Source organism: Acrocarpospora pleiomorpha, assembly GCF_009687885.1.
Taxonomy (GTDB): Bacteria; Actinomycetota; Actinomycetes; order Streptosporangiales; family Streptosporangiaceae; genus Acrocarpospora; species Acrocarpospora pleiomorpha.
Genome location: NZ_BLAF01000007.1, coordinates 255,800 through 279,813, shown reverse-complemented (window position 1 = coordinate 279,813; position 24,014 = coordinate 255,800). Strand labels below are relative to the sequence as shown.

Here is a 24,014-nt window from a genome sequence, read left to right as displayed (position 1 = left end):
GCCGCGGGTGTTCGACGGGCGTACGGCGACTGGCTCTGCGCTGGGATTGGTCCGCCGTGCTGGTCCCCGAGAGTTGACTGTTGTTCTTGTCGTGCTGATCGCCGCTGTGCTGGCGCCGGGGGTTCCGGCTGGGGCCGTCGCCGGGCCGGGAAATCCGGGCGGTGGGGCCTATGTGCCGGCGGAGGCGCGGGCGGTGAACACCTCGCGGGCGGACCGGGTGGTGGGGAACGGGAGTCCGGGCAGTTGTACGTCCAGGGCGGTGGTCGCGGCTGTCGCCAAGGGTGGGGTGATCAGGTTCAACTGCGGGCCCCGGCCGGTGACGATCAAGATGACGGCGACGGCCAAGGTGCGGAACACCAGTGCGCGGGTGGTGCTGGACGGGGGCGGGAAGGTGACGCTCAGCGGGATGGGGCAGCGGCGGATCCTTTATATGAACACGTGCGACAAGTCGCTGGTGTGGATCACGTCGCACTGTGACAACCAGAGCCGGCCGCAGTTGGTGCTGCAGAATCTGACGTTCGCCGATGGGAACGCGACGGGGGAGCGCGCGGAGGGCGGCGGTGGGGGAGCCGTGTTCGTCCGGGGCGGGCGGGTGAAGGTGGTCAACTCCACGTTCGTGCGGAATCGGTGTGATGCGAGCGGGCCTGATGTGGGCGGGGCGGCTCTGCGGGTTCTGAATCAGTACCGGAATCTGCCGGTGTATGTCGTAGGCAGCACGTTCGGCGGGGCGAAGGGGCAGGGCGGGGTGTGCTCGAACGGGGGAGCGTTGAGCAGTATCGGGGTCTCTTGGGTGATCCTGAACAGCGTCATGTCGTACAACAAGGCGATTGGGCGGGGCGCCAATCCGGCCCGAGGGGGGACGCCGGGCGGGGGCAGCGGGGGAGCTGTGTACACGGACGGGAATCGGTTCACCGTTCGGGTCGCGGGGTCGATCATTCAGAACAACACCGCTCGTGAAGGGGGCGGGGCGATCTTCTTCGTGAGCAACGACATGACCGGCACACTCCGGATCGAGAAGTCCAGGCTCCGGAACAACCCGAGCGCGGGATTCGGGTCGCGGGGATATCCCGGGATCTTCTACAAGGGAGCGGGGAAACCGCAGGTCGTCGCGTCGACGCTCAAGTGATTCGCCCGGCGGAGGCCTGGGGATTCGGCCGCGCTGCCGGGTCGGTTGGGCGAGATCCAATTGGTGGAGACCGGGGAAGCGGATCGGAGCCAGCGGCCAGGCGGGCGGCCTCGGACCGCAGGCGGCGGGCCGCGCGGGAGAGGCGGTCAGGCGGGCGGGTCGGTTCGGGAGAGGCGGTCGGCTAGGCGGATCGGTTCGGGGAGGCGGTAGGCCGGGGTCACATGGAGGACGTGGGCGCAGGCGTTGTCGAGGCTGATGCGGTGGCCCTGGGAGACGAAGACGGGTTTGACGTGGTCGCGGGTGCGGAGGGCGCGGCCGACGGTGTCGTGGTCGAGGGTGATCGGGGTCCAGCTGCCCCGGGTGGGGGCGGGGTCGGCGTGGGTGCCGACGAAGGCGGTCTTGGCGACGCCGATCGTGGGGAGGCCGGTGAGGACGCCCAGGTGGCAGGCCAGGCCGAAGCGGCGGGGGTGGGCCAGGCCGTAGCCGTCGCAGATCAGCAGGTCGGGGATGACCGTGAGGCGGCCGAGCGCGGTCAGCAGGGGCGGGAGTTCACGGAACGCAAACAGTCCCGGTATGTACGGAAATTTCGCCTTCTCGCGGGATGTTGCGTGATCCACGACCTGCAGGGTGTTGTCGAGGACGACGACGGCGCCGGTTACCTCGTCGCTGTCAGGGGCGTACCCGACATCCAGACCGGCGATGAAGTCGACGGTGGGCGGGCCGGGGTCGGTGAGATCCACGAGCGGGCGCAGCTGTTCCTGCACGGCCTCCGCTTCGCCGGCCGTGGTCGGCCAAGGGTTTGCCCGGCGTGAAAACCAAGCGCCTTCTAGCGCGCTCCAAGCCATAATTTTGTCCGTTATGTGGTGATATTTCGTGGGCGCTGGTTGCGCGTCATGTGTAGTCCATCTTGGAGTATGTGAGGGTTCACCGCCCCGGACCTCCTTTCACACGGGCCACACCAATATTTCGCTCGGAAACCGCTAGGGCGTAACCCAAGCTCGTCAGCCTATCGCTGCTGCCTCGCCTTCCCTCCGGCGAGGAACCCTCGTGAAAGGCCGTACGATCGTGCCCCCCAAGCTGCCGGCCTGGCCCGGCGTCGGCGTCATCCTGTTGATGGTTGCCGGAGTTCTCTGCTTCCAGGATGTCGCGACGGCCGAGACCCGGTTGGTCAACGTGCCCTACACGTGTGGCGGGAAGGCCGCGGAACTCGACGTCACCCTGGAAGCGCCCAAGGAGGCGCCGCCGGGGGCCACGGTCACCGTGGTGTGGTCGCTGGGCGGCGGGCTGGCCAACGCGGGTGACAAGACCGCCGCTCAGGGCACCGAAATCGGCTCGTACGGCAGGCTCCGCCTGAACGGGGCGATCCAGGGCGAACTCGCCCCGATGACGGGACGGTCGCCGCTGCCGGCGTCGGTGGATCCAGGGCAGGCAATCGCCGTACCACCCATGACGGGATATATGACGATCCCAGGCGACCTCCCGGCGGGGTCGAGCGTGACGCTCATGCCGGGCGACTTCCAGCTGGAGGTCCCGGGCGCGGGCAAGACCCTCTGCGTCACCGAGGTCAACGCGGGGACCCAGCTCCTGGTCGCCGCCGCGACGAGCCCATCGCCGTCGCCGAGCCCGTCCGCGACACCCACGCCGAGCGCGAGCGCCACGCCGAGCTCGTCCGCGACCCCATCGCCGTCGGCCACGCCGAGCCCGACGCCGACGACCACGGTGACCGTGTCCATGACCTCCTCGCCCTCGCCGCAGGTGGTGCTCACCCCGCTCGGCGGCGCCGCGACCGGTGCCGAAAGCTCCGTCGGAGGGCGCGCTCTCCTCGGCCTCTTCTTGATCGTTTGTGGCAGCGCGGGCGCGGCACTCATCGGCCGCCTGATCTGGAGGCGAGCATGAACACCATCGGCGAGCAGCCACTCGAACCAGGAGAGCGTGAACCAAGGGCCGAGCAGGGACCCGATCCGCGGTGGGACGAGCAAGCGTCCGATCCGCGGCCGGACGGGTGGTTCGCGCGGTATTGGCGGAGTGCCGCCGAGCCGGCCCCGGGCCTGCTGGGACCGGTGCGCCTGGTCCTGATGCTGGGCACCGTGGCGGCGGTCGTGACCGCGCTGGTCGGGGTCGTGCTGGTGGCGTCGGAACCCAGTGACACGGCGGTCCGCGAGTCCCTGGGCGTGGTCAACCCACCCGGACCCGCCGGAGTGCTGACCTTTCCGAACGAGGTAGGACCGGGCGGGCCGGGCGCCGTACTCACCGCGGCCATCGCCGACGCGCCGCCCCCGGAACCGGCGGGGCAGCCCGCCGAGCCGGTCGCGGAGGCGAACCCGACCAGGCTGGTCATCCCGGGGATCAAGGTGGACGCGCCGCTGCGCCCGGTCGGGGTCACCAAGCGGCGGGAGATCGAGGTGCCGCCGCTGTCGGCTCCCAATCTGGCCGGATGGTTCAAATACGGCCCGACCCCAGGGGAACAAGGCCCGGCCGTCATCGTCGGCCACGTCAACGTCCGGGGGGGACCGGCGGTCTTCCAGCGGCTGCGCGAACTCGCGCGCGGGCACGTCGTCAAGATCGGGCGGGCGGACGGTTCGGTGGTCACATTCACCGTGGACGGCGTCGAACAGGTCTCCAAAACGCGATTTCCGACCGAGCGCGTGTACGGCAACACCGCCCATCCCGCGCTTCGTCTCATCACCTGTGGCGGGGTGTACAACAGGAAAACGCACAGTTACACCGACAACCTCATTGTCTACGCCACGCTTACCTCAGTGACATCTACTTAACATTGCAAATTGATCGCGAGCAGGGTCTCCCGTTAATCGGTTTTTTGGGTGGTTGTTTTTGATGATGAGGGTGCGGCACAAACGGCTTGCGACCCTGGGAATCGCGCAGATTTGGTTCGGCGCGGCACTCGCGGTGGGCGCGCTCGCGGCGACTCCGCCGAACGCGGTGACCGCCCGGGACGTGACCGCGGGCACGCTGACGATCGGCCTGACGGCCATCACCGACGCGGACACGCAGCGGGTCCTGGTCGACGGCGGCGCGGAACTGACGCCTGAGGGCGGGGTCCGCTTCCACGCGGCGAGCGGCGCGTTCGATCCGTCCACCGGCGACGCCGAGGTGGACTACGAGGGATCCGTGCGGATCATCGACGGCACGCGCACGGTGGTGATCAGCCGCCCCCATCTGCGGATCGACGGCCCACACGCCGTGGTACGCGCCGAGCGCGTGACCACAGCCGCGGACCCCACCCCGACACCCCAGGCGATAGTTCCCCCGGCATCCCCCTCGGCATCTCCCTCGACACTTCCGTCGACGCCGGGTCCATCACCCGCCGACCCGACTCCCAGCACGTCCCCATCGCTGCTCGCCAGTCCTCCCGCCATCACCGATGTGGTACGGCTGGACATCGGCACCGCCCAGCTCAGCGGATCGACCGTGGCCTGGACCGGCACAGCCGCGGCGGCCACCCCGTCGCCAAGCGCCGAATCCACCCCCGGATCGACCGCGAAGAATGCGAAGTCCGACTCCACCCCGCTCGCGAGCCCGAAGGCCACGCCGACCAGCACCGGCACCCCTTCCGCGAGCCCGGACGCCAGTCCTTCGTCAAGCGAACTGGCAACCGCGCGGTTGTTCGCCCAGGACGCTCCCGCGTCGGCCTCCGTCCTGCTGACGCTCAGCCAGGTCGTCCAGCCGAACGCGCAGCTCCTGCTCACCGAGTCGGGCACCCCCACACCGTCGGCCAGCGCGTCGACCACACCCTCCGGCAGCGCGACCCCAAGCTCGTCGGCCACCTCGTCACTGCGCCCCTGCCCGACAACCTCCGCGAGCGCCTCCGCCAGCGCCTCAGCCTCAGCGTCGGCCAGCGCCTCCGCCAGCGCGTCGGCGTCCGCCAGCGCATCGGCGAGTGCGTCGGCGAGCGCCTCAGCGAGTGCCAGCGCGAGCGCCTCCGCCAGCGCGTCAGCGAGTGCGAGCGCCTCGGCCAGTTCGAGCCCGAGCGCGAGCGCCACCCCATCCCCGAGCGCCTCCCCCTGTGTCTCCCCTTCCCCGTCGCACTCGGGCTCCTCCACCCCCTCCAACTCCAGCAGCAACAGCAACACCTCCACCCCCTCGACCAGCTCCACCCCGAGAAACACACACACCATTTCCGAAACGGTCACCGCCCCCGTCCCCGACGGAGGCGACGACGAGGAACTGGCCAAGACCGGCGACGGTTTCGTCGCTCCCCTGACCATGCTGGGCGCCATCCTGGTCATGGGCGGCGCGTTCACCCTCCGGGCAGCCAGGCGCGGCGGCTACGTCACGGGCGAGCTCTGACCTTGGTCACCGGCCAGGCAGCCCTGCCGTACCAGCAAGACGACGACGACCTCTGGGAGCCGCCATCGCGGCGGCTCGCCAGGGGCGTCGGCGAGCTCATGATCACGCTCGGCGTGCTCGCCCTGCTCTTCGCCGCCTACGCCGTGTACGGCAAAGCGTGGCAAATCCAAGCAGAACAGAACCTGATCGACGACCGCCTCAACCATGCCTGGGCCACCGCGAACGCTGGAGCCGCCCCGGCCCTGGGCCAGCCGCTCGCCCGCCTGCACATCCCGAAGCTGGACATGAAATGGGCCGTCGTCGAGGGAGTGACCCAAGCCGACCTGCGCAAAGGCCCCGGCCACTACCCGAAGACCGCCCGCCCGGGCGAGATCGGCAACATGGCCGTGGCCGGCCACCGCATCCCCTCGGTCTTCTGGGACATCGACCAACTCGACACCGGCGACACGATCATCGCCGAGACCAAGAACGCCTGGTTCATCTACAGCGTCACCGGCCACCGGAAGGTGCTCCCCACGTCGGTCGAGGTCATCGCCCCCACACCCAACGAGCCAGGCGTATCCCCCGAACGGGCAATGCTCACCCTGACCACCTGCAACCCGAAACTCCAGAACTGGCAGCGCCTGGTGGTCTTCGCCGAACTCACCCGCTCCCAAGCGAAGTCGGCCGGACGGCCGGCCGAGCTGGGAAAGCGTAAGTGACCTACCGGGTGTGAGTAGAAGTCACCAGCGCGCAAGAGCCCACAGAGGATGAGCCGGGCGCGAAGCAGGAACGTTGGAGTGTGAGAAGAAGTGATTTATCCCTGGATATGGGGCAAGCTGCCCGGCGGACGGTATGTCAAGACCGTGTGTGCGGTCCTGCTGATCGCCGCCGCCGGGAGCTTGCTCTGGTATGTGGTCTTCCCGCTGGTCGACTCGCTGCTCGGCCTGGACGAGGTGACCGTCGAACCGTCAGCGGGCCAGCCGTAGGTAGAGCTCCTCGGTCAGGTCGGTAGCCCGGTCCCACGAGTACCGCCGGAGAATGTCCTCGCGGCGGATCAGGGCGGTGGCCCGTTCCCGGTCCCGCTCGGCGAGCACGTGCCCGAGCGCCTCCTTGAGCCCGGCCGGATCACCAGGACGGAAGATCCGCCCGCCGGGCCCCTCCGCGGCGATGATCTCGCGATGGCAGCCGAGACCGCTGGCGATCAGGGGCAGCCCGTGCGAGGCGGCCTCCAGCAGCGCCAGCGGCAGACCCTCCAGGTGCGAGGGCTGCACGTAGACGGCGGCGTGGTGGTAGAGCGCGGCCAGGTCGTCGCCGTACACGTAGCCGAGCAGGTGGATACGCGGGTCGCGGGCGGCGAGCTCGCGCAGGCCGGTGACGTAGTCGTCGGTGTAGGCGGAACCGCCGGCGACGGCGAGATGAACGTCGTCCGGCAGCTGGCTGAACGTGCGGAGCAGCAGGTCGACGGCCTTCTCCGGAACCAGACGGCCGACGAACAGCACATAGCCACCAGGCTTCAAGCCGCGGGCCAGCACGGGTTCCGGGCTGATGCCGTCCGGCGGGCGTTCGACACCGTTGGAGATGTAGGTCGCCGACTCTCCGTACTCGTCGGTGATCTCCCGGGACACGCCGATCACGGCGTTCGGCACCCGCTGGCTCATCCAGCGTCCGGCCCGCAGGACCCGCTGCGCCAGCCCGCCCCACTTCGCCCGCAGGTCGTCCCAGCCGTGGATCGTCTGCACCACCCTGGATCCGGTCAGATAGCGCGGAACCGGCGCGAACAGGCCAGGCCCGAGGGCGTGGTAGTGCACGATGTCGTGGCGTCCCGCGGCGGCCAGGGTGGAGGTGAGGCTGTGGGTGAGGGCGTCCATGTGCTTGGTGCCCAGAGTGGGCAGGTGGCGCAGGCGGATGCCGTCGATCCGGTCGTGCCGGTCGCCTCGGTCGGGGGTGTAGTTGGTACGGCAGAACACGGTGACCTCGTGGCCGCGAGCCGCGAGCCGCCGGCCGATCTGGGCGACGTGGTGTTCGATCCCGCCGTAGGTGGCGGGCAGGCCTCGCTGGCCGATCATGGCGATGCGGAGCGCACGTCCCTCGCGCCCGGCACTGGTCGTTGAAGTGGAGATCTTTACGTCACGCATGGACGCCCCTATAACAACGCAAATTACGCGCTTCCGCGCAGGACGCTAGGGAATAGCCGTCCGGGCGAAAAGGGGTGACAGGCGTATTCCCGCACTCTTAACCACCGGTTGGCCTCGTCGTCCCGCTCCCTGGCCGAACACCCATTCGTTTACCTGGAATTCATCCTCGGGAGCGACCGCGTTAGGACTAAGCACACTGATTCATAAGGTAATCCGCCGGTATAAATATCTCACTACTCGGATATGCCAATATTTGATGACCTGGCGGGGGTCTGATGAAACCGTCCACGACAACCCCTCTCGTCGCCACCGGGCTTCTGCTGGCGTCGGTTCTCTTGCCTCAGCCCGCCGTCGCGGCGGCGCCGGCCGTGGTGATGAGCGAGCCGGTCACGGGAGCCTCCGTGAAACCCGGCCCGGTCGCGCTGCGCGGCACGGCCACCGACGACGTCGGCGTCACCGAGCTCTGGCTCGGCATCCAGGACCGGTCCACCCTGCTGTGGTGGCGCCCGGACGGCACCTGGGGCGCGTTCGCCCGGGTCCCGGTGACGATCACCCCGGGCGCCTCCGCGACCTGGGCCTACGACTGGACGGCCCTGGCCGCGGGCGAGTACGGCGTGACCGTCTTCGCCAAGGACGCCGACGGTGCGATCTCCTCCACCTGGCGCTCGTTCACGGTCGACAACGTCGCGCCCGACGCCGACTTCACGCAGCCGCCCATCAACGACGAGGTCTACGGCGTCCGCCCGCTCACCTTCAGCGGCTGGGCCTCCGACGACCGGAAGATCGGTGATGTCGGCTTCGCCGTGAGCGACCGCACCACCGGCCAGTGGTACCGGCCGGACGGCACCTTCGGCGACTACCACCGCTATCCGACCCAGCTCACCTCGACGGGCGAGAAGACCGCCAACTGGCAGTTCACCTGGACGCCGCCACGCGCCGGCCAGTTCTCGCTGCAGGTCGTGGTGCTGGACAAGGCGGGCAACCCCGACGCGTCCATCCCGTTCCGGCGGATCAACGTCGACAACACCCCGCCGCACACCGTGATCGCCGCGCCCGCCGGGATCAGCGCGAGCACGCCGCTGAACACGCCGGTCACCCTGAGCGGCAGCGCCACCGACGACTACGGCGTGACCGGCCTCTGGCTGGCCATCCAGGACCAGGCCACCCGCTCATGGCTGCGGCCGGACGGATCCTGGGGCGCGTTCGCCCGGGTGCAAATCCCGGTGGACCGCTCCGGTTCTCCCACGACCTCCTGGTCGTACGCCTTCCGCCCGCCCGCCCTGGGCGCTTTCGTGGTGCAGATCGCCGCGATCGACCGGGTCGGTCTGGTCGACCAGGACAAGCCGTACCGGCTGATCACCGCCGTGGCGCCCCCGAGCCCGTCGCCGAGCCCGTCGCCGCGGCCGACCCCGAGCCCGACGCCGACGTACCGGCCGACCTCGAAGCCGACCCCGAAGCCCACCCTGACGTACAAACCCAAGCCGAAGTGCGATTGGGTCTTCCACCGATCGAGGTGGCAGTGGGTGTGCGCGTAACCCCTGATCCGGTCATCGTCCTGCACATCGCCGGAGCCGGGCGCAGCGGCAGCACCCTGTTCGGCAGCCTGCTCGGCCAGCTCGGCGACTGCTTCGACGTCGGCGAGCTCGGCTACCTGTGGGACCGCGGCCTGCGCCAGGACGGCAGGTGCGGCTGTGGCGCCCAGGTCAGGACCTGCCCGGTCTGGCGGCGGATCCTCCAGGAGGTCTTCGGCCCGGACGGCCCCGGCGAGGAGGAGGTGGAACGCCTGGCGCGCTTCCACCGCGCCACCTCCCGGGGCCGCGACGTGGCCTCTCTCTGGTTACGCGGCCGCCTTCAGGAGGAACCCTCCGAATACCGGGCGATCCTCGCCCGGCTCATCCGCGCCGCCGCGTCCGTCTCCGGCCGCCGCGTCGTCGTCGACTCCACCAAACCCGTCGCGTACGGCAGGCTCCTCGACGACCTCCCCGGCGTCCAGCTCCGCGTGATCCACCTCGTCCGCGACCCGAGAGCCGTGGCCTGGTCGTGGCTGCGCCGCAAAGCGGGCACCGGCGCCGACACCATGCGCACCCGCCCGGTGCTGACCACGGCGGCCATGTGGAATCTGGGCAACCTGGCGGCCATGGGCAGCTGGGCCGGCGAGCCCGGCCGCTACCTGCTGGTCCGCTACGAGGACCTCATCCAGGACCCGGCCCGCTGGCTGCGCGCCGCCGCCGGCCTGGCCGGGATCACCGACCCCGACCTGCCGCTGATCGGCGACTCGACGGTCAAGATGAGCCCCACCCACACCGTGGCCGGCAACGTCGGCCGCCACCATTCGGGCGAGATCGAGCTCCGCCTGGACTCCGAATGGTCCAACGCGCTGCCCCCCGCCAAGCGGGTGCTGGTGGAATGCGCGACCTACCCGCTCCGCGACCGCTACGGCTACGGGAGGACCCGGTGAACCGCGCGCTCACCGCGCTCGCGCTCGCCCTGCTACTGGTGACAGCCTGCTCGACGCCGCCGGAACCACCCACTCCGGCGCCCACCGCTCCGGCCGCCGCCGCGAGCAACCCGTTCGGCCTCAAATGGGACGGCTACCAGCATCCGCCCAGGTACGACGCCGACATCGGCGCGTACGCGGGCGGCGCCACCTTCCACGACATCGTCTGGTGCGCGGTCGAACCGGAGCAGGGCGCCAAGGAGTGGTCGCTGGACGACCGCGTGGTCACCGGCCTGCTCGCGGTCCGCTACCACGTGATGCTCAGGATCAGGATCGGCACCTGCTGGGCCACCGGCGACCCCGCCGACCCCAAACCGCGCGCCGCCGCCTCCCGCCCTCCCTCTGACATCGCCGCCTACCAGGCGTTCGTCGAGGATCTGGTCCGGCGGTACGCCGCCATGGGCGTACACCAGTACGCGATCGAGAACGAGATCGACGCCGCGAACTTCTGGGCGGACGACCCGGCCACTTACGGCGCGGTCGGCCGCGCGGGCGCGGAGGCCGTCCGGCGCGCGGACCCCACCGCGGTCGTCGCCGACCCCGGCCTGTCCAGCTCCAGCTACGGCATCGCGGTGGCGCACGACTACGACCTCCGCACCCGCCCCGACGACGCGCTGCGGATCTACGCCGCCTACTACGCCAGGCGGGGCGCCGGACGGTTCCCCCCGGCCGCCGACACCCCCGCCCTGCGCGCCGCCTTCGAGTCCCCGGCCGGGCGGCGCGCCGTCGCCGCCCACCAGGCCGTGCGCGACCTCGACGAGAACGGCGTCTTCGACGTCTACCAGCTGCACTACTACGACCCGTGGGCGCTGCTGCCGGAGATCCTCGACTACGTCAAACGCAACCTGCCCGCCACCACCACGGTGGAGGCGTGGGAGGTCGGCACGTTCTGGCCGGGCCCTGACTACGACGAGAAGGCGCACGGCACGGAGACGGCCAAGCTGGTCGTCACCCTGCTGGCGGCCGGGGTGCGCAGGGTCGTCTACCTGCCGCTCTACTACCGCCCCAACGCGATCGCCGCCAACGAGACCTGGCGCGGCCTGTACGGCGCCGACGACAGGCCACGCCCGGCCAAGACCGTGTTCGACCAGCTCAGGCAGCACACGGCCACGGGCCAGTGGCAGCCGCTCGGCAAGCCGGGCGTGACCGGCGGCGCGGTCGACCTGGGCAACCGCACCGCTTTCGTCGTTTGGAGCGCCGACGGCGCCGTGGTGCCGCTCGCGTTCGGCGAGCCGGTGGGCGCGGCCGAAGTCGTCGACCTGCCCTCGGGGGAGCCCAGGATCTGGGGTTCGGGACCGCTCCAAGTGGGCCCAGAACCGCTGCTCGTCACCCTGTCCACCCCGTTCGACCGCGCCAAGCGGTGGCTGGAGTCCCCATGAGTCACACCCTGGCCCGACCCGCACGCGAAGGCGCCGTCTGGATCGCCGCCTTCGCCGTGGCGGCGGTGCTGGCCGCCTACAGCGGGATCGCGTTCGCCCTGGGGGAGCCGCGGGGGACCGTGGTCATCCCGGTCGCCGTCGCGCTCAGCCTCGCCCTCGGCGTCATCGCGCTGACCAGGTTCTTTGTCTTCGTCCTGATCGTGCTCGGGGTGCGGGCCAGCCTCGACGCCACCAAGCTGGCCGGATCCATCAGCCCGTCGGGCGGCGGTGAGACGGCGGCCAGCTGGCTCGACCCTTCCTCGATGCTGGGCGCGCTGTTCATCGTCGCCGGGCTGGCCTGGCTGGTCGCGCAAGGGCGCAGGACTGAAGGCGCGCCCCGGCGATTCCTGCCGGTGGCGGCCAGCCTCTTCCTGGTGGCCTGCGTGCTGAGCATGGTGGGGTCGCTGTATTTCGGCACCAGCGCCGGGGAGGTGGTCCGGATCGGCGCCGTGCTCGTCATGATCTTCGTGGTGGAGCGGCTGGTCGCCCAGGATCCAGCCCGGACACCCCAGCTGATGATCGCAGTCTTCGCCGCCGCCGTGCTGCCCTCCCTGGTCACCGTCCAGCAGCTGTTGACCGGCGAGGGCCTGGTGGAACTGAACGGCTCGCTCCGGCCGCACGGCACCTTCTGGCATCCCAACGCGCTCGGCATGTTCTGCCACGTGCTGATCGTCGCCGGGGTGGCGCTCTTCCCGCACGTCGGGAACCGCGCGAAGATCGGGATCGGCGCCGTGCTGGCGCTGACCGGGATCGCGCTGCTGGGCAGCGGCGCGCGCGGGGCCATGATCGCGGGGCTGGCCGGCCTGGTGGTGGTCGGGCTGCTGCAGAACCGGCGGCTGCTGCTCGGGCTCGGCGCGCTGGTGGTGGCGATCGTGGTCGCGGTGCCCGCCGTGGTGGACCGGTTCGCCGACCTCGCCGAGACCCGGACCGAGGGCGGGCTCGAGGCCAACTCGCTGGTCTGGCGGTTCGACCACTGGAGCCAGGCGCTGGAGCTGCTCGGGCTCAATCCGGTCACCGGCACCGGGCTGGGGACGACGCGGCTGCTCATCTACAAAGAGGTGCACAACGACTACCTGCGAGCACTGGTGGAGAGCGGGCTGCTCGGCCTGGTCACCTACCTGGGGCTGCTGGCCGCGCTGGTGATCACCGCCTATCTCGCGCTGCGGAACACCGGGCCTGGTCGCGGTCTTGAGCGGGGGTGCGCGGTGGCGTTCGCCGGGTGCGTGGCCGCGCTGCTGGTCTCCGCGATCTCCGACAACGCGATGACGTCCGTCGTGGTCATGTGGTACTTCGCGGTGTTCGCCGGGATCGCCCTGCGCCTTGGCACCGCCGCGCCACGGCTTGGCGGCACCGCTTCCCCGCGGCTCGGAGCGGAGTCGGCCAGATGAGGATCCTGCACGTCAACAAGTTCCTGTACCGCCGGGGCGGGGCGGAGTCGTACATGCTGGATCTGGCCGAGCTGCAGGCCAGGCGGGGCGACCAGGTGGCGTTCTTCGGCATGTCCCACCCCGAGAACCTGCCCACCGGCTACGACCAGCATTTCCCGAAATTTATTGACATGACGCCGGGGTCGCGGGGGCCGATCGCCCAGGTTCGCGGGGTCGGGCGCATGATGTGGTCGACCAGCGCGCGGCGGGGCATCGCCCGGCTGATCCAGGAGTTCCAGCCGGATGTCGCCCACCTGCACAACATCTACCACCAGCTCTCGCCCTCGGTGGTGGCCGCGCTGCGCGACGCCGGGGTGCCGACGGTCATGACGCTGCACGACTACAAGCTGGCCTGCCCGTCCTACTCCTTCCTCGACCACGGCCAGATCTGCACCGCCTGCGTGGACGGCGGCCTCGGCGAGCCCATCCGCCGCCGCTGCAAGGACAACTCGCTGGCCGCCAGCCTCGCCGTCGCCACCGAGACCTGGCTGCACCGCAGGTTCGGCGCGTACGACTCGGTCAGCGTCTTCATCAGCCCCAGCAAGTTCCTGGCCGGCCAGCTGACCAGGGCCGGGATCTACGCCGACCGGCTCCAGGTGCTGGACAACTTCGGCGACCCCACCTCGATCCCGGCCAAGACCGAGCCGGGCGGGCCGCTCGTCTTCGTCGGGCGCCTGCACCAGGGCAAGGGCGTGGACACCGCCATCCGCGCGGTTGGCCTGCTCGGCGCGCAAGGCCGCCTGGTCATCGCCGGGGACGGCCCCGAACGCGAGGCGCTGGAAACCCTGGCCGAGCAGGTCGCCCCCGGCCGGGTCACCTTCCTTGGGCGGCTGCCGCGCGAGGAGGTCGTGGACCTGATGCGCTCGGCGACCGCGCTGGTGATGCCGTCGCGCTGGTACGAGAACCAGCCGATGACGATCCTGGAGGCGTTCTCCTGCGGGGTCCCGGTGATCGGCACCGCCATGGGCGGCATCCCCGAACTGGTCACCGACGGCGCGACCGGCCGCCTGATCGCCGCCGACGTGCCCATGGAACTGGCCTCCGCCGCGCTGGCCCTGATCCGCGACCCGATGGGCGCGTTCGCGATGGGCCAGGCCGCGCGCGCCCTGGCCATCCGCAGGTTCGGGGCGGAAGGCCACACCAACCGCCTGCGCGAGTTCTACGCCGAGGCGGCCCGCATGACCAGGAAGGCGAAATGACCACCACCGACCAGGACCTCGGGCGACGGATCCGGCAGCGCTTCATCGGCCGGCCCGACTCGGTCAACACCAAGCTGCGGACCCGCCGGTTCCACCTGCTGCTCGAACGTTTCCCCGACCTGCCCGACATGGAGGTGATCGACCTCGGCGGTTCGGTACGCACCTGGACCCGGGCCCCCGCCCGACCGGCCCACGTGCACCTGCTCAACCTCGAACCGCCGGTCGACGAGGCGCCCGACTGGATCACCGTCCAGCTCGGCGACGCCTGCGACCTGCCGTCGAACCTGGCCGGCCGCCGGTTCGACCTGGTCTTCTCCAACTCGGTGATCGAGCACGTGGGCGGCCACGAGATGCGCCGCCGGTTCGCCGACAGCGTGCACGGGCTGTCGGAGCGGCACTGGGTGCAGGCGCCGTACCAGTACTTCCCGCTGGAACCGCACTGGCTGTTCCCGATGTTCCAGTTCCTGCCGGTTCCCGTTCAGACCGCGGTCGCCGCCCGGTGGCCGCTGTCGTGGGGCGTGCGGCCGAGGACCCGGGCGGAGGCGCTGCCGAAGGTGCTGGAGATCGAGCTGATGACCCGCACTCTGATGCGTTATTACTTCCCCGGCTCCGAGCATCTCTCCGAGCGCCTCTTCGGGCTGCGGAAATCACTCATCGCCGTGCGTTCTTAACTCGCCGGCTCGTGCGGAAGAACCTCGACGGCGCCGGCGGGGTCCTTTTCCGTGCCCAGCATGTAGGCGAAAGTCCCGGCCGTCGTGAACGTGTGGCTGAATACCTCGCCGGGCTTCAGCGCGTCCGACGGCGGGGTGCCGTCGATCAGCCGTATCGTCACCTCGCCGCTGGAGTCGTTCCGCCATGCGACTGCCTCGCCGACGCCGGACACGAGCAGCTTCGGCACGGCTCCGGTGCTGGTTATCCGCACCTCGTGGCCGAAGGCGGCGCCGGTGTTCGCCGGGTCGGGGGCCGGGGCGGTGGTCGTGGCAGCGGTCGTGGCGACAGGCGCGGGCGTGGCGGAGCATGCGGTCGCGACGGCGAGAGCCGTACCGATGACCCAGAGCTTTCTCATGGCATGGCAGTGTCCATACCGCAGATGCATGTGGGGCCGACGTGAAATGCCATAAAGGTAAACGATCGAGGAAGATAAACAACCAGCCCGTTGTCCCGAAATGTCGCCTGAAAGCAGGGTATTCGTTTCCCTTTCCGTCGTTCCGGGTTTGTTGGCGGCGGGCGGATCGCTGGCAATATCGCCAGGGTCAGTAAGGCCCGAGAGGATAGAGGGTTCCCATGTCCACCGAAATCCAGTCAGCTACCCCAGGGCGGCTGCGCCGTCTGGCGCGGCGTCTGGGTGCCGTCGCCGTGGCCGCGGTCACCGTGTCGGCGCTCGCCACCCCGGCCTGGGCGCTTCCCGACTTCGCTGACGGCAAGATGAACAGCGTTATCCGGGGCAGCGGTTCCGACACCACCTACTTCGCCATGCAGGCCATGGACGCGGCGTTCAACGGTTCGCCCGGTTGTGAGCTCGTGCTGCCTCCCAACACGCCGCAGTACACCTGCCTGGCCGACCTGCCCACCACCGTGCTGACCGAGAACTACGACCACGAGGTTGGCCTGAGCCAGTTCCCGCAGGGGTCCGGCGCCGGCCTGCGCCAGCTGTGCCAGCAGAACGACGGCCCGACCGGGGGCCTGCCGGCCGGCGTCTCGCCGATCAGCTACGCGCGTTCCTCCTCCTCGGTCAGCAGCATCCCCTCCACCTGCAACACCGGTGACCAGCTCCGCTACGTGGGCTGGGCCAAGGACGCCATCGCCATCGCCAAGTGGCTCGGCGGCGCCTCCGGCCCGGTGACCAACCTGACCCACGCGCAGCTCCAGGAGATCTTCCGGGACGTGTCGGGCGACGGTTGCGCCGAGGACTGGGGCGACTTCGGTGGCACCCCCGGCACCCAGATCAAGGTGCACGGCATCCAGACCAGCTCCGGCACCTACGCCACCATCACCTCCTTCCTCGGCGGCGACGCGAACGCCTGCGTCGCGGCCACCGGTGGCCAGGTCCTGTTCGAGAACGACTGCACTGAGATCAACAACCTGGGTGCCACCGACCGGGGCGCCTCGATCTGGCCGCTGTCGTTCGGCAAGTACAGCACCGGTGCCGCCAACTGCACCGACGCCGCCACGGACCTGATCAGCGTCGGTGGCATCGCCGCCACGCCGACCACCATCCAGAACAGCACCTACCAGTACAACCGCACCCTGTACAACGTCTACCGTCGTGGCGGCCCCGGCTGGATCGAGGGCTACATCGGCGAGAACGGCTGGATCTGCAAGCCGAACGCCGCGCACAGCAAGAAGGTCGGCGACACCAACCCCGGCCTCCCGAACGCCAACGTGGACCGCAACTGGGGCCTCGCGATCGACAAGGTCATCACGGACGCGGGCTTCGTGAAGGTCAACGCGACCGGCAACAAGTGCAACTTCGTGAACTTCAACTAATCAACTAAGCCATATCCCCAAGCCGGACCCGGCGGGCTCGCCGGGTCCGGCTGCCCCATTTGTTCAGGAGGATCCTCGGATGCTGAGCTTCGTGGTGGGCACCGGCCGGTGCGGCTCCACCCTGGTGCACGAGGTGCTGGCCAGGCATCCCGACGTCGGCTTCATCTCCAACCTGGACGACAAGTACGCCCGCTGCCCCGCCGCGATCCGCCGCCGCAGCGGCATGATCTACCGCAGGACGCCACCGTGGCTCAACGCCAAGGGGCGGCCGCGGTTCGCCCCTTCCGAGGGATACCGGGCGCTGGCCAGGCATCCCGACGTCGGCTTCATCTCCAACCTGGACGACAAGTACGCCCGCTGCCCCGCCGCGATCCGCCGCCGCAGCGGCATGATCTACCGCAGGACGCCACCGTGGCTCAACGCCAAGGGGCGGCCGCGGTTCGCCCCTTCCGAGGGATACCGGGCGCTGGCCAGGGAGGTCGGCCCGCTGCTCGTGGACCCCGAGCGGGACCTGCGCGGCGAGGATGTCACCCCGTGGCTGGCCGCGCGTCTCCGCGCGTTCTTCGACGGCCGCGCCGAAGCCGAGGGCAGCCCCCATTACCTGCACAAGTTCACCGGCTGGCCGCGTACCGGACTGCTGCGGGAGGTCTTCCCCGCCGCCAAGGTCGTGCACATCGTCAGGGACGGCCGGGCCGTGGCCAACTCCTTCCTCCAGATGCCCTGGTGGCGCGGCCATCTCGGCCCGTCCGGCTGGCACTTCGGCCCGCTGCCCGCCGCGTACGCCCAGGAGTGGGAGACCTCAGGACGCTCGCAGGTCCTGCTGGCCGGCCTGGCGTGGAAGCTCCTCATGGACGCCTACGATCAGGCCAGATCGGGCGACTGGCTGGAAATCCGGTACGAGGACGTGCTGGACAACCCCAGGAAACACTTCGAGGTCATGCTCGACTTCCTCGGCCTGCCCTGGACGCCCGCCTTCGAGCGCGGCTTCGCCCGCCACTCCTTCACCGGCTCCCGTGCGGCCGCCTATCAGCGTGACCTCACCGCCGCCCAGCTCAGCCTGCTGACCGGCTCGCTCCGTACGCATCTGGAAGCGCGGGGCTATCCGCTCTGACCCGCAGCACCTTCGCGGGCACCCCGCCCACCACGGTGTCCGGCGGCACGTCCCGGGTGACCACCGCCCCGGCGGCGACGATCGCCCCGCGCCCGACCCGCACCCCGCGCAGCACGGTCACCCCGTGGCCGATCCACACGTCGTCCTCGATGACGACCCCCGCCGTCTCGATGCCCTGCCCGATCATGGGCGCGCCCGCGTCCGCGGCCCGGTGGTCGGTGTCCCGGATGGACACCGCCTGCGCGATCATCACGTTCGCGCCCACCACCACCGAGTCGTTGACGCCGATCACCGACAGGCTCCCGACGAAGGAGTTCGCGCCCAGGACGAACCGCCCGCCCCCCTGGACGATCACCGACCCCTCCAGGTGGGCGCGCGGGCCGAGCTCGACCCTGAGCATGTCGGTGCGCGTGCGGCCGTCCTTGAACCAGAACGGCCGCAGCTTGACCGGACCCCAGACGCTGCTGGTCGGATGCATGCGCACGAACGGCGCGTACCGCACCCGGAACAGCAGCGTCCAGCAGCCGATGCCGGCCAGACGCCAGGCCCGGTACCAACCCCGCACCAGCGCCAGATACATGCTCAGACCCGCTCGGGCAGCTGGTGGGAGGGCGTGGGCACCAGCTCGTCCCCCCGGCCCCGGCGCGTCGGCCGCAGCAGTTCGCGCAGGCCGAGGGCGACGATGGCCAGCAGCACCCCGATGCCCGCGCCCATGGCGGCGGCGCGGATCATGATCGGGGACTTGGCGATCGCCTCGGCCTCGCCGGTCAGCGGCACGATCGAGGCGCGCGCCTGGGACAGCCGCGCCTCCACCTCGCGGAGCTTGGTGGTGGTGTCGATGAGCGAGCGGTTGGCCTGGTCGGCCCGGTTCTGCAGCATCATGAACGGCACGACCTGCCCGGCGATGGACTTCTGCTCGGCCTCCCGCTCGCGCAGCGCCCGGGCGATCACGCCGCGCCTGCGGTTGCCGGACGGGGCGATCAGCTCGGTCTTCAGCCGGGTGATCTCGCCGAGCAGCACCCGGTAGCGGTCGGGCACCAGGCCGTTGGTGGCCATCGCGTCCGAGACCGCCTTGGCCCGCTCGTCGGCGGCGGCTTGCGCGCCCTCGACGTTGCTGCGGGCCCGCTCGATGTTGGGGCCGAGCAACTCGTTGGCGGCGGTGACGGCGGCCACGCTGGTCACTCGCGGGGCGGTCTTCGGGTCGTCGCCGGTGAACACGACCTGGACCACGTTGCCGCGCTCCTTCTCCTCCGACGGCCGCTCCGTGGTGAGACCGGCCCGGATGAGGGCCACGTCCACGCCGGTGTCGCGGGCGACCGCGTTGACCACCGACGGCGAGCTGATCAGGCTGCGGAAGGTGGCCACGCTCTGCTCGGCGGTGGCCGCGCTGGCCGTGTCGGAGGGCGCGGGGATCTGCAGCTCGGTGACGTGCCGGTAGGTGGCCGGCTGGATGGCCGCCCAGCCCAGGCCGGCGCCCGCGGCGACCAGCGGCACCAGGAGGAGCGGCGCGAGGATCCCGCGATGCCGCCGGCCGTACTCGTTGAGTTCCATGGGGGTTCCTTGGAGAGAGGGTGGGATGTGGAGCAGGGTCCGGAACTGGGCGATCCACAGGATCAGCCCGGCGAGGTGGGCGAGGCCCAGGCCGAGGACGGCGCCCGCCGCCCCCGCCAGGGAGGCCCCCGCCACGCTGGAAACGATGTAGAGCGGCACCAGCATCAGCCGCACGCCGGCGCTGCGCCGGGCGTCGCCGAGCGCGCGCAGGCCGACCACAGGCCCGGTGATCGCGGCGATGCCGGTGTAGAGCAGCGCCTGCGCGAGCAGCACCTCCTCGGCGATGGACCAGGTCTGCCCGACCAGGGCGCGGCCCCAGGCGTCCGGGATGAGCAGGATGACCGCGGAGTAGGCGAGGGAGAGCAGCACCAGCAGCCCCGACTGGGCGAACACCGCCGTCCGCAGCGCCGCCGTCGACTTGCGGAACGCGCCGACCGCCTGCGGGATCGCGACCAGGTAGCCGGCCTGCAGCACCACGTTCAGCCCGCCGAAGAGCACCTCGGCCGCCCGGATCGCGGCCAGCGCGGGCAGCCCGCCCACCCAGCCGACCGCCAGCAGGGTCAGGTTCCGCCCGCCCGCCCGGGCCACGAAGTCGACCGTGTAGCTGGGCAGCAGGTCCCGGTGCTCCCGCAGCCACCGTCCGGCCCGCCACGGCGACGGCGCCAGACGGGCCTGTACGGCTCCCGCCACGCACGCCACCACCGCCGACGCCCCCCAGGCGGCCACGAACCACCCGACGCCAGGCTCACCGGACACCATCACCCCGCCCACGCACACCACCTGCGCGAGCGCCCACACCAGGTCGTTGACGATGGCCTGTCCTGGCCGTCCCGCCGCGAGGAACACGAACCGCCAGGCGTCCTTCAGCAGCAGCGCGGGCAGGAACAACCCGAGCGGCACTACCGCGTCCGCGATCGCTCCGCCGACCAGGAGCGCCACGGCCACCATGCCCAGGCCGCCCAGCACGCCGATGATGATCGCCACCCCGGTGGACCCGCGCGCGCCCTCCCGGTGCCGGTCGGCGGGCACGTGGCTGAACCTGACCAGCAGCGGCTCGCTGGCCACCGCCCGCGAGAATCCCACCGCGACCAGATACAGCGTGTACGCCACCGCGAACGCCCCCAGCGTCCACGGATCCACCTCGCGCGCCACCACCACGGTCAGCGCGACGTTGGTGGCGCTCGCGACGGCCTGGTCGGCGAACCCCGCCAGCGACTTCAGCCCATTTTTCGCCATATCCGGGCGTCTCAGTACGTCGAGGGGATCAGCCGGGCCAGCGCCTCGAACCAGAGCAGTCCGACGGCCAGCAGCGGCGGGGTCGTGATCAGGTAGGCGGAGGTCCGCCGCCACCGTCGATAGAGCTGGATCGTTCCCGCGAGCAGCGCGAACAGCGCCGCGCCCCAGCCGAGCGCGGGCCACCAGGCGCTGGTGTCCCGCCCGAGCCCGAGCTCGTCCTCCTTGGGCTGATTGGGGTCCACGGTCTTGAGCGAGGCGGGCTGGCCGTCCAGCCGGGAGACCACGGCCAGCCTGCCGCCCTGCCCGCCGTTGTCGGCGGTGGTGAGCAGCGTCAGCCGGTTGACGAAGGTCTCCTGGCCGAGAAAGTCGTCGTGTCCCGTCCCGGCCTGCTCGACCAGCTCGACGGTGAAGGTGAACCGCCCTTCCTGGGTGGTGGTCACGATCTTGTCGCCGGGGGCCATCTCGGCGAGCCTGGCGAACGGGCTGCCGTAGAGGTTGCGGTGCCCCGCCAGGACGGCGTTGCCCGACTGGCCCGGCATCGGGGCCGGTCTGTAGTGGCCCACCGCCGCGCGCAGTTCGGCGGTGCCGGTGCCCTGGACGACCACCTCGCTCAGGCCGAGTTTCGGGATCTCCAGGAGGGCGATCGGCTTGCCGCGGGGCGGGATGGCGGTGAGGTCCTTGTCGGTGGCCTGGGGGGCGGCGGCGATCGTGGCGGCGGCGGTGAAGTCCTCATTGAGCTCGTCGACCATGATGCGCTGGTTGCGCTCATACATGAGGTGGCCGAACCAGGACGCGTACCAGGAGAAAGCGAGCAGCAGCACACCCATGATGGTGATCGCGGTGATCGCGGCCCTGCCCATGCGTTTGATCTCGTTGGGGAGGCCGCCGAGGGTCTCGGAGAGCTTGCGCCGCTTCTTCGCGGGCGGATACATCCCAGGCGGCGCCATCATCGGTGGCGCCATTCCGGGCGGATACATCCCGGCCGGCTGTGCCATTCCGGGCGGATACATCCCGGTCGGCCCCATCATCGGCGGAGCCATTCCCGGCTGGGCCATTCCCGGCGGTGCCATCGCGGGTGGTGCCATCGCGGGTGGTGCCGCCGTCGGCTGGGTCGCGTCGGGTGGTGTCCACCCGGGTGGCACCGTCATCGGCTGCGTCATGCCGGGCGGGGCCATCATCGGGGGAGCCATCATCGGCTGGGTCATCGTGTACGGCATGAACGGTTGCGGGGGAGCCATCACGAACTGGCCCGGCGCGACCTGGATCCAGGACGCCGTGGTCATCGGCGGAAACGGTGATGCGGGGGCGGTACCGCCCAGACGGAGCAGCGCGCTGTCGTAGCGGGCGCGGAGGCCGGTCGTATGCTCGCGCAGCGCGTCGTCGTCGCGGGGCGTGGCGAGTTCCAGCTGGCCAAGCAGGACCGACGCCGAACCCGCGATCACCAGCGCGTTGGCGTGCTCGTGCGGAGCGACACCGCTCGCCGCGCGCGCGACACTGGCCTCCAGGCGTTCGATCGTGCGGACCGCCGTCTCGACGGCGACCGCCAGCGAAGGATCGTTCGCGGTCATGCCGGAGTGCCTGTCCCACCCGGAGCCTGGGTCTGGTCCTGGTGGGTCTGGGCCTGCGGCTGCGCCTGAGGCTGCTGGTCCTGGGCCTGCGGCTGCGCCTGGGGTTGTGGTGCGGGCTGGGGGCGCGTCGCGGGCTGGAAGTGTAGTCGGCCCTGCGGCTGCGGGCCCGATTGGGGTTGTGGCTGGCGGCGGGCCTGGAGCAGCTGATAGTACCGGTAGCCATGCCATGATCCGCCGACCATGATTCCGATCAGGCCGAGCACCAGCAGCACGCCCAGCGGGATGATGGCCGCGCCCGCCGGGATCGTGCCCGCGCGCACCGAGCCTTCGTCCTCGATGAGGTTGACGGGCGCTTCGGAAGGCGAGGGCTGGCCGCCACTCACGCCGGGGTCGCCGGCCGCGGGGCCGGTCGGGACATCCCCGGGCGTTTGCACGACCGGATCATCATCGCCCGCACCGCCGCCGTTGCCACCGCCGCCGCCGTTGCCGCCTCCATCACTGCCGCCGCCACCGTTGCCTCCGCCGCCTCCGCCGGAGCCGGAGGAGTCGTCCTGTGAGCCACGGTTGGAGGAGGAGGGCCGCTTGGTCGGGCTCGGGGTCACGGTGACGCGTGCGGTCACCGTCGGCTGGGGGTCGCCGAGGATGTCGGCGTTGTTGTCGGGAGCCTGCCGTTCGCCGGTGTCGGTGAAGTTCGGGTTGCTGCCGCCGTTGCCGTCGCCGTCGTCCTGGGGGTCGTCATCGTCGCCGGCCGGGGGCGGGGTGTTGGACGTGGTCGACGTGGGCGACGGCGAAGGGCTCGCGTCGGTGGCCGTTTCCAGGTCCTCGGCGATGGCGAGCGCCTGTTCCCTGAGCGCGGCGGGCAGTTCGGCTCCGCCGAGTTCGGTCACCTTCGCCTGGGCCGCGGCCCCCACCGCATACCGGATGAACCCCGCCACGGCCCGGCGTTTGCCCTCGGGCAGCGGGTTGGTGCCATCGCTGGCGGTGGCCGGGACCGCCAGGTAGTGAATCATCGGCATCGGGTACGCGCCGGTGGCACTCGTGGAGTCGAACTTAGGGGTCCGGGTGCCGTCCGGGTTCGCCGTCATCAGGCCGAACCCGGCGAGGATCGAGGCCGCGGTCGGCGGCACGTACGTTCCCGCCGCGTTGCGCAGCGGCGACACGCCAAGCGGGAACCCCCGCTTGGCTAGCGCGCCCACCTCGGTGATGTCGACATAGCCGAACCCGCCGGTCATGGCGCGCACGCGTTCGGCGTCCAGGTCCGCCTTGACCTTGCCGTATCGGCTGGCGATGCGCTCGGTGGCCTCCCAGCCGTAGATGTAGCCGCTGTATCCGGGGGTGACGGGCGTCAGGATGGTGCTTCCCGGGGGTGTCTCGAAGAGCTTGCGGTACAGGTCGGAGGTGATGTTGGCGGCCATCCACTGGGAGAGCAGCTCGTTCTGGCCGGACGCGCCGAACCGCACGCCCCGGTTGACGGTCTCCTTGGGCGGGAGTTCGCAGCCGCGGTTGTGGGTGGAGAGCAGGGTCGGGCGGGTTCCCTCGAGCGCGCCCCAGGCGGCCACATGCGTCGTGGTCTCGCCTGAATCGCCGTTGAGCATGCGGGCCACCGTGTCGGCGTCCAGCCGGGCGTCCCGCACGATCGTGCCGGCGTACTCCGCACTGTTGGCGATGGCGAGGGCGGTGAGGGAGATCGGCGCGTACGCGACCTTGCCCGCCAGGGCCTCTCTCGCCTTTTTGCTAGCCTCCGTGTCGAGCGTGTCGAAGGGCACGCTGGTGACGGTGAAGTCGGCGCCGCGCGCGAACGCGCTGTCGAAACCCGTATAGAGGCTGGTCGCGCCTCCATCCGAGGTGGAGCGGGTGACCGAGACGTCCACGTGCTGGGGGAGCTGGAGCGCGTCCTCGGTCCAGGCCTCCATGACCGCCGCGATGTTGCTGCTCCCGGAGAGGCTCAGCGGGTCGCCGAGGCGGGGGG

20 protein-coding genes and 1 pseudogene are annotated in these 24,014 nt (G+C 70.7%); 13 read left to right on the top strand and 8 right to left on the bottom strand.

Annotated elements, in window-relative coordinates:
* Positions 1–91 precede the first annotated feature (91 nt).
* Positions 92–1,126 carry a hypothetical protein gene (locus Aple_RS07125; RefSeq protein ID WP_218038158.1) on the top strand — a complete coding sequence of 345 codons (1,035 nt, stop codon included), beginning with the start codon at positions 92–94 and terminating at the stop codon, positions 1,124–1,126.
* 146 nt (positions 1,127–1,272) lie between these two features.
* Here Aple_RS07125 and nfi read toward each other — a convergent pair whose 3' ends face one another.
* Positions 1,273–1,890 carry a deoxyribonuclease V gene (gene nfi / locus Aple_RS07120; protein ID WP_246264194.1) on the bottom strand — a complete coding sequence of 206 codons (618 nt, stop codon included), beginning with the start codon at positions 1,888–1,890 and terminating at the stop codon, positions 1,273–1,275.
* Positions 1,891–2,173: 283 nt separating this feature from the next.
* On the opposite strand from nfi, the gene Aple_RS07115 reads away from it, so the two are divergent.
* Together Aple_RS07115 and Aple_RS07110 are read left to right on the top strand one after the other, a co-directional pair.
* Positions 2,174–3,022, top strand: coding sequence for a hypothetical protein (locus tag Aple_RS07115; protein ID WP_155343664.1), 849 nt, complete (start codon positions 2,174–2,176; stop codon positions 3,020–3,022).
* Positions 3,019–3,900 carry a class F sortase gene (locus Aple_RS07110; protein ID WP_155343663.1) on the top strand — a complete coding sequence of 294 codons (882 nt, stop codon included), beginning with the start codon at positions 3,019–3,021 and terminating at the stop codon, positions 3,898–3,900. The genes Aple_RS07115 and Aple_RS07110 overlap by 4 nt, the downstream gene beginning before the upstream one ends.
* A gap of 342 nt (positions 3,901–4,242) precedes the next feature.
* Here the strand turns inward: Aple_RS07110 and Aple_RS07105 are convergent, their stop codons facing one another.
* Entirely contained in the window at positions 4,243–5,277 is a 1,035-nt protein-coding gene (locus tag Aple_RS07105) for a hypothetical protein (protein WP_155343662.1), read from the bottom strand.
* Positions 5,278–5,436: 159 nt separating this feature from the next.
* Between Aple_RS07105 and Aple_RS07100 the strand changes: the two genes are divergently transcribed.
* Entirely contained in the window at positions 5,437–6,135 is a 699-nt protein-coding gene (locus Aple_RS07100; protein ID WP_155343661.1) for a class E sortase, read from the top strand.
* A 90-nt stretch (positions 6,136–6,225) separates the two neighbouring features.
* Entirely contained in the window at positions 6,226–6,402 is a 177-nt protein-coding gene (locus Aple_RS07095) for a hypothetical protein (RefSeq protein WP_155343660.1), read from the top strand.
* On the opposite strand, the gene Aple_RS07090 is transcribed toward Aple_RS07095, so the two are convergent.
* Positions 6,385–7,551, bottom strand: coding sequence for a glycosyltransferase family 4 protein (locus tag Aple_RS07090; protein WP_155343659.1), 1,167 nt, complete (start codon positions 7,549–7,551; stop codon positions 6,385–6,387). The two genes, Aple_RS07095 and Aple_RS07090, sit on opposite strands and share 18 nt — an antisense overlap.
* 275 nt (positions 7,552–7,826) lie before the next feature.
* Between Aple_RS07090 and Aple_RS51900 the strand changes: the two genes are divergently transcribed.
* The 6 genes from Aple_RS51900 to Aple_RS07065 are packed head-to-tail and all read left to right on the top strand — an operon-like array spanning position 7,827 to position 14,763.
* The gene (locus tag Aple_RS51900; RefSeq protein WP_170321324.1) at positions 7,827–9,086 is read left to right on the top strand and encodes an Ig-like domain-containing protein; all 1,260 of its coding nucleotides are present in this window, start codon (positions 7,827–7,829) and stop codon (positions 9,084–9,086) included.
* A complete protein-coding gene (locus Aple_RS07085) occupies positions 9,077–10,009 on the top strand; it encodes a sulfotransferase (protein WP_170321323.1) in 933 nt (310 codons plus the stop codon). Before Aple_RS51900 ends, Aple_RS07085 begins: the two co-directional genes overlap by 10 nt.
* Complete coding sequence (locus Aple_RS07080; RefSeq protein ID WP_155343657.1) at positions 10,006–11,427, top strand: hypothetical protein; 1,422 nt, start codon at positions 10,006–10,008, stop codon at positions 11,425–11,427. The genes Aple_RS07085 and Aple_RS07080 overlap by 4 nt, the downstream gene beginning before the upstream one ends.
* Entirely contained in the window at positions 11,424–12,854 is a 1,431-nt protein-coding gene (locus Aple_RS07075) for an O-antigen ligase family protein (protein WP_155343656.1), read from the top strand. Before Aple_RS07080 ends, Aple_RS07075 begins: the two co-directional genes overlap by 4 nt.
* Complete coding sequence (locus Aple_RS07070; protein WP_155343655.1) at positions 12,851–14,092, top strand: glycosyltransferase; 1,242 nt, start codon at positions 12,851–12,853, stop codon at positions 14,090–14,092. The genes Aple_RS07075 and Aple_RS07070 overlap by 4 nt, the downstream gene beginning before the upstream one ends.
* Positions 14,089–14,763, top strand: coding sequence for a class I SAM-dependent methyltransferase (locus Aple_RS07065; RefSeq protein WP_218038157.1), 675 nt, complete (start codon positions 14,089–14,091; stop codon positions 14,761–14,763). The genes Aple_RS07070 and Aple_RS07065 overlap by 4 nt, the downstream gene beginning before the upstream one ends.
* Here Aple_RS07065 and Aple_RS07060 read toward each other — a convergent pair.
* Positions 14,760–15,158: a cupredoxin domain-containing protein gene (locus tag Aple_RS07060; RefSeq protein ID WP_155343654.1), complete on the bottom strand. Its 399-nt coding sequence runs from the start codon at positions 15,156–15,158 to the stop codon at positions 14,760–14,762. The two genes, Aple_RS07065 and Aple_RS07060, sit on opposite strands and share 4 nt — an antisense overlap.
* Before the next feature lie 218 nt (positions 15,159–15,376).
* Here Aple_RS07060 and Aple_RS07055 point away from each other — a divergent pair, with 218 nt between their 5' ends.
* Both Aple_RS07055 and Aple_RS07050 read left to right on the top strand, forming a co-directional pair.
* Positions 15,377–16,579 (top strand): substrate-binding domain-containing protein, encoded by a 1,203-nt coding sequence (locus tag Aple_RS07055; protein ID WP_155343653.1) that lies wholly within the window; start codon positions 15,377–15,379, stop codon positions 16,577–16,579.
* Positions 16,580–16,658: 79 nt separating this feature from the next.
* Entirely contained in the window at positions 16,659–17,690 is a 1,032-nt protein-coding gene (locus Aple_RS07050; protein WP_155343652.1) for a sulfotransferase family protein, read from the top strand.
* Here the strand turns inward: Aple_RS07050 and Aple_RS53120 are convergent.
* From Aple_RS53120 to Aple_RS51890, 4 genes and pseudogenes are all read right to left on the bottom strand, one after another.
* Entirely contained in the window at positions 17,632–18,270 is a 639-nt protein-coding gene (locus tag Aple_RS53120; RefSeq protein ID WP_155343651.1) for an acyltransferase, read from the bottom strand. The two genes, Aple_RS07050 and Aple_RS53120, sit on opposite strands and share 59 nt — an antisense overlap.
* Before the next feature lie 2 nt (positions 18,271–18,272).
* The gene (locus tag Aple_RS07040; protein ID WP_155343650.1) at positions 18,273–20,477 is read right to left on the bottom strand and encodes an MATE family efflux transporter; all 2,205 of its coding nucleotides are present in this window, start codon (positions 20,475–20,477) and stop codon (positions 18,273–18,275) included.
* A gap of 11 nt (positions 20,478–20,488) precedes the next feature.
* Positions 20,489–22,045: a sortase gene (locus Aple_RS07035; protein ID WP_170321322.1), complete on the bottom strand. Its 1,557-nt coding sequence runs from the start codon at positions 22,043–22,045 to the stop codon at positions 20,489–20,491.
* Positions 22,042–24,014: pseudogene (locus Aple_RS51890) on the bottom strand (hypothetical protein); the annotation flags it as partial. The pseudogene Aple_RS51890 and the gene Aple_RS07035, both read right to left, overlap by 4 nt.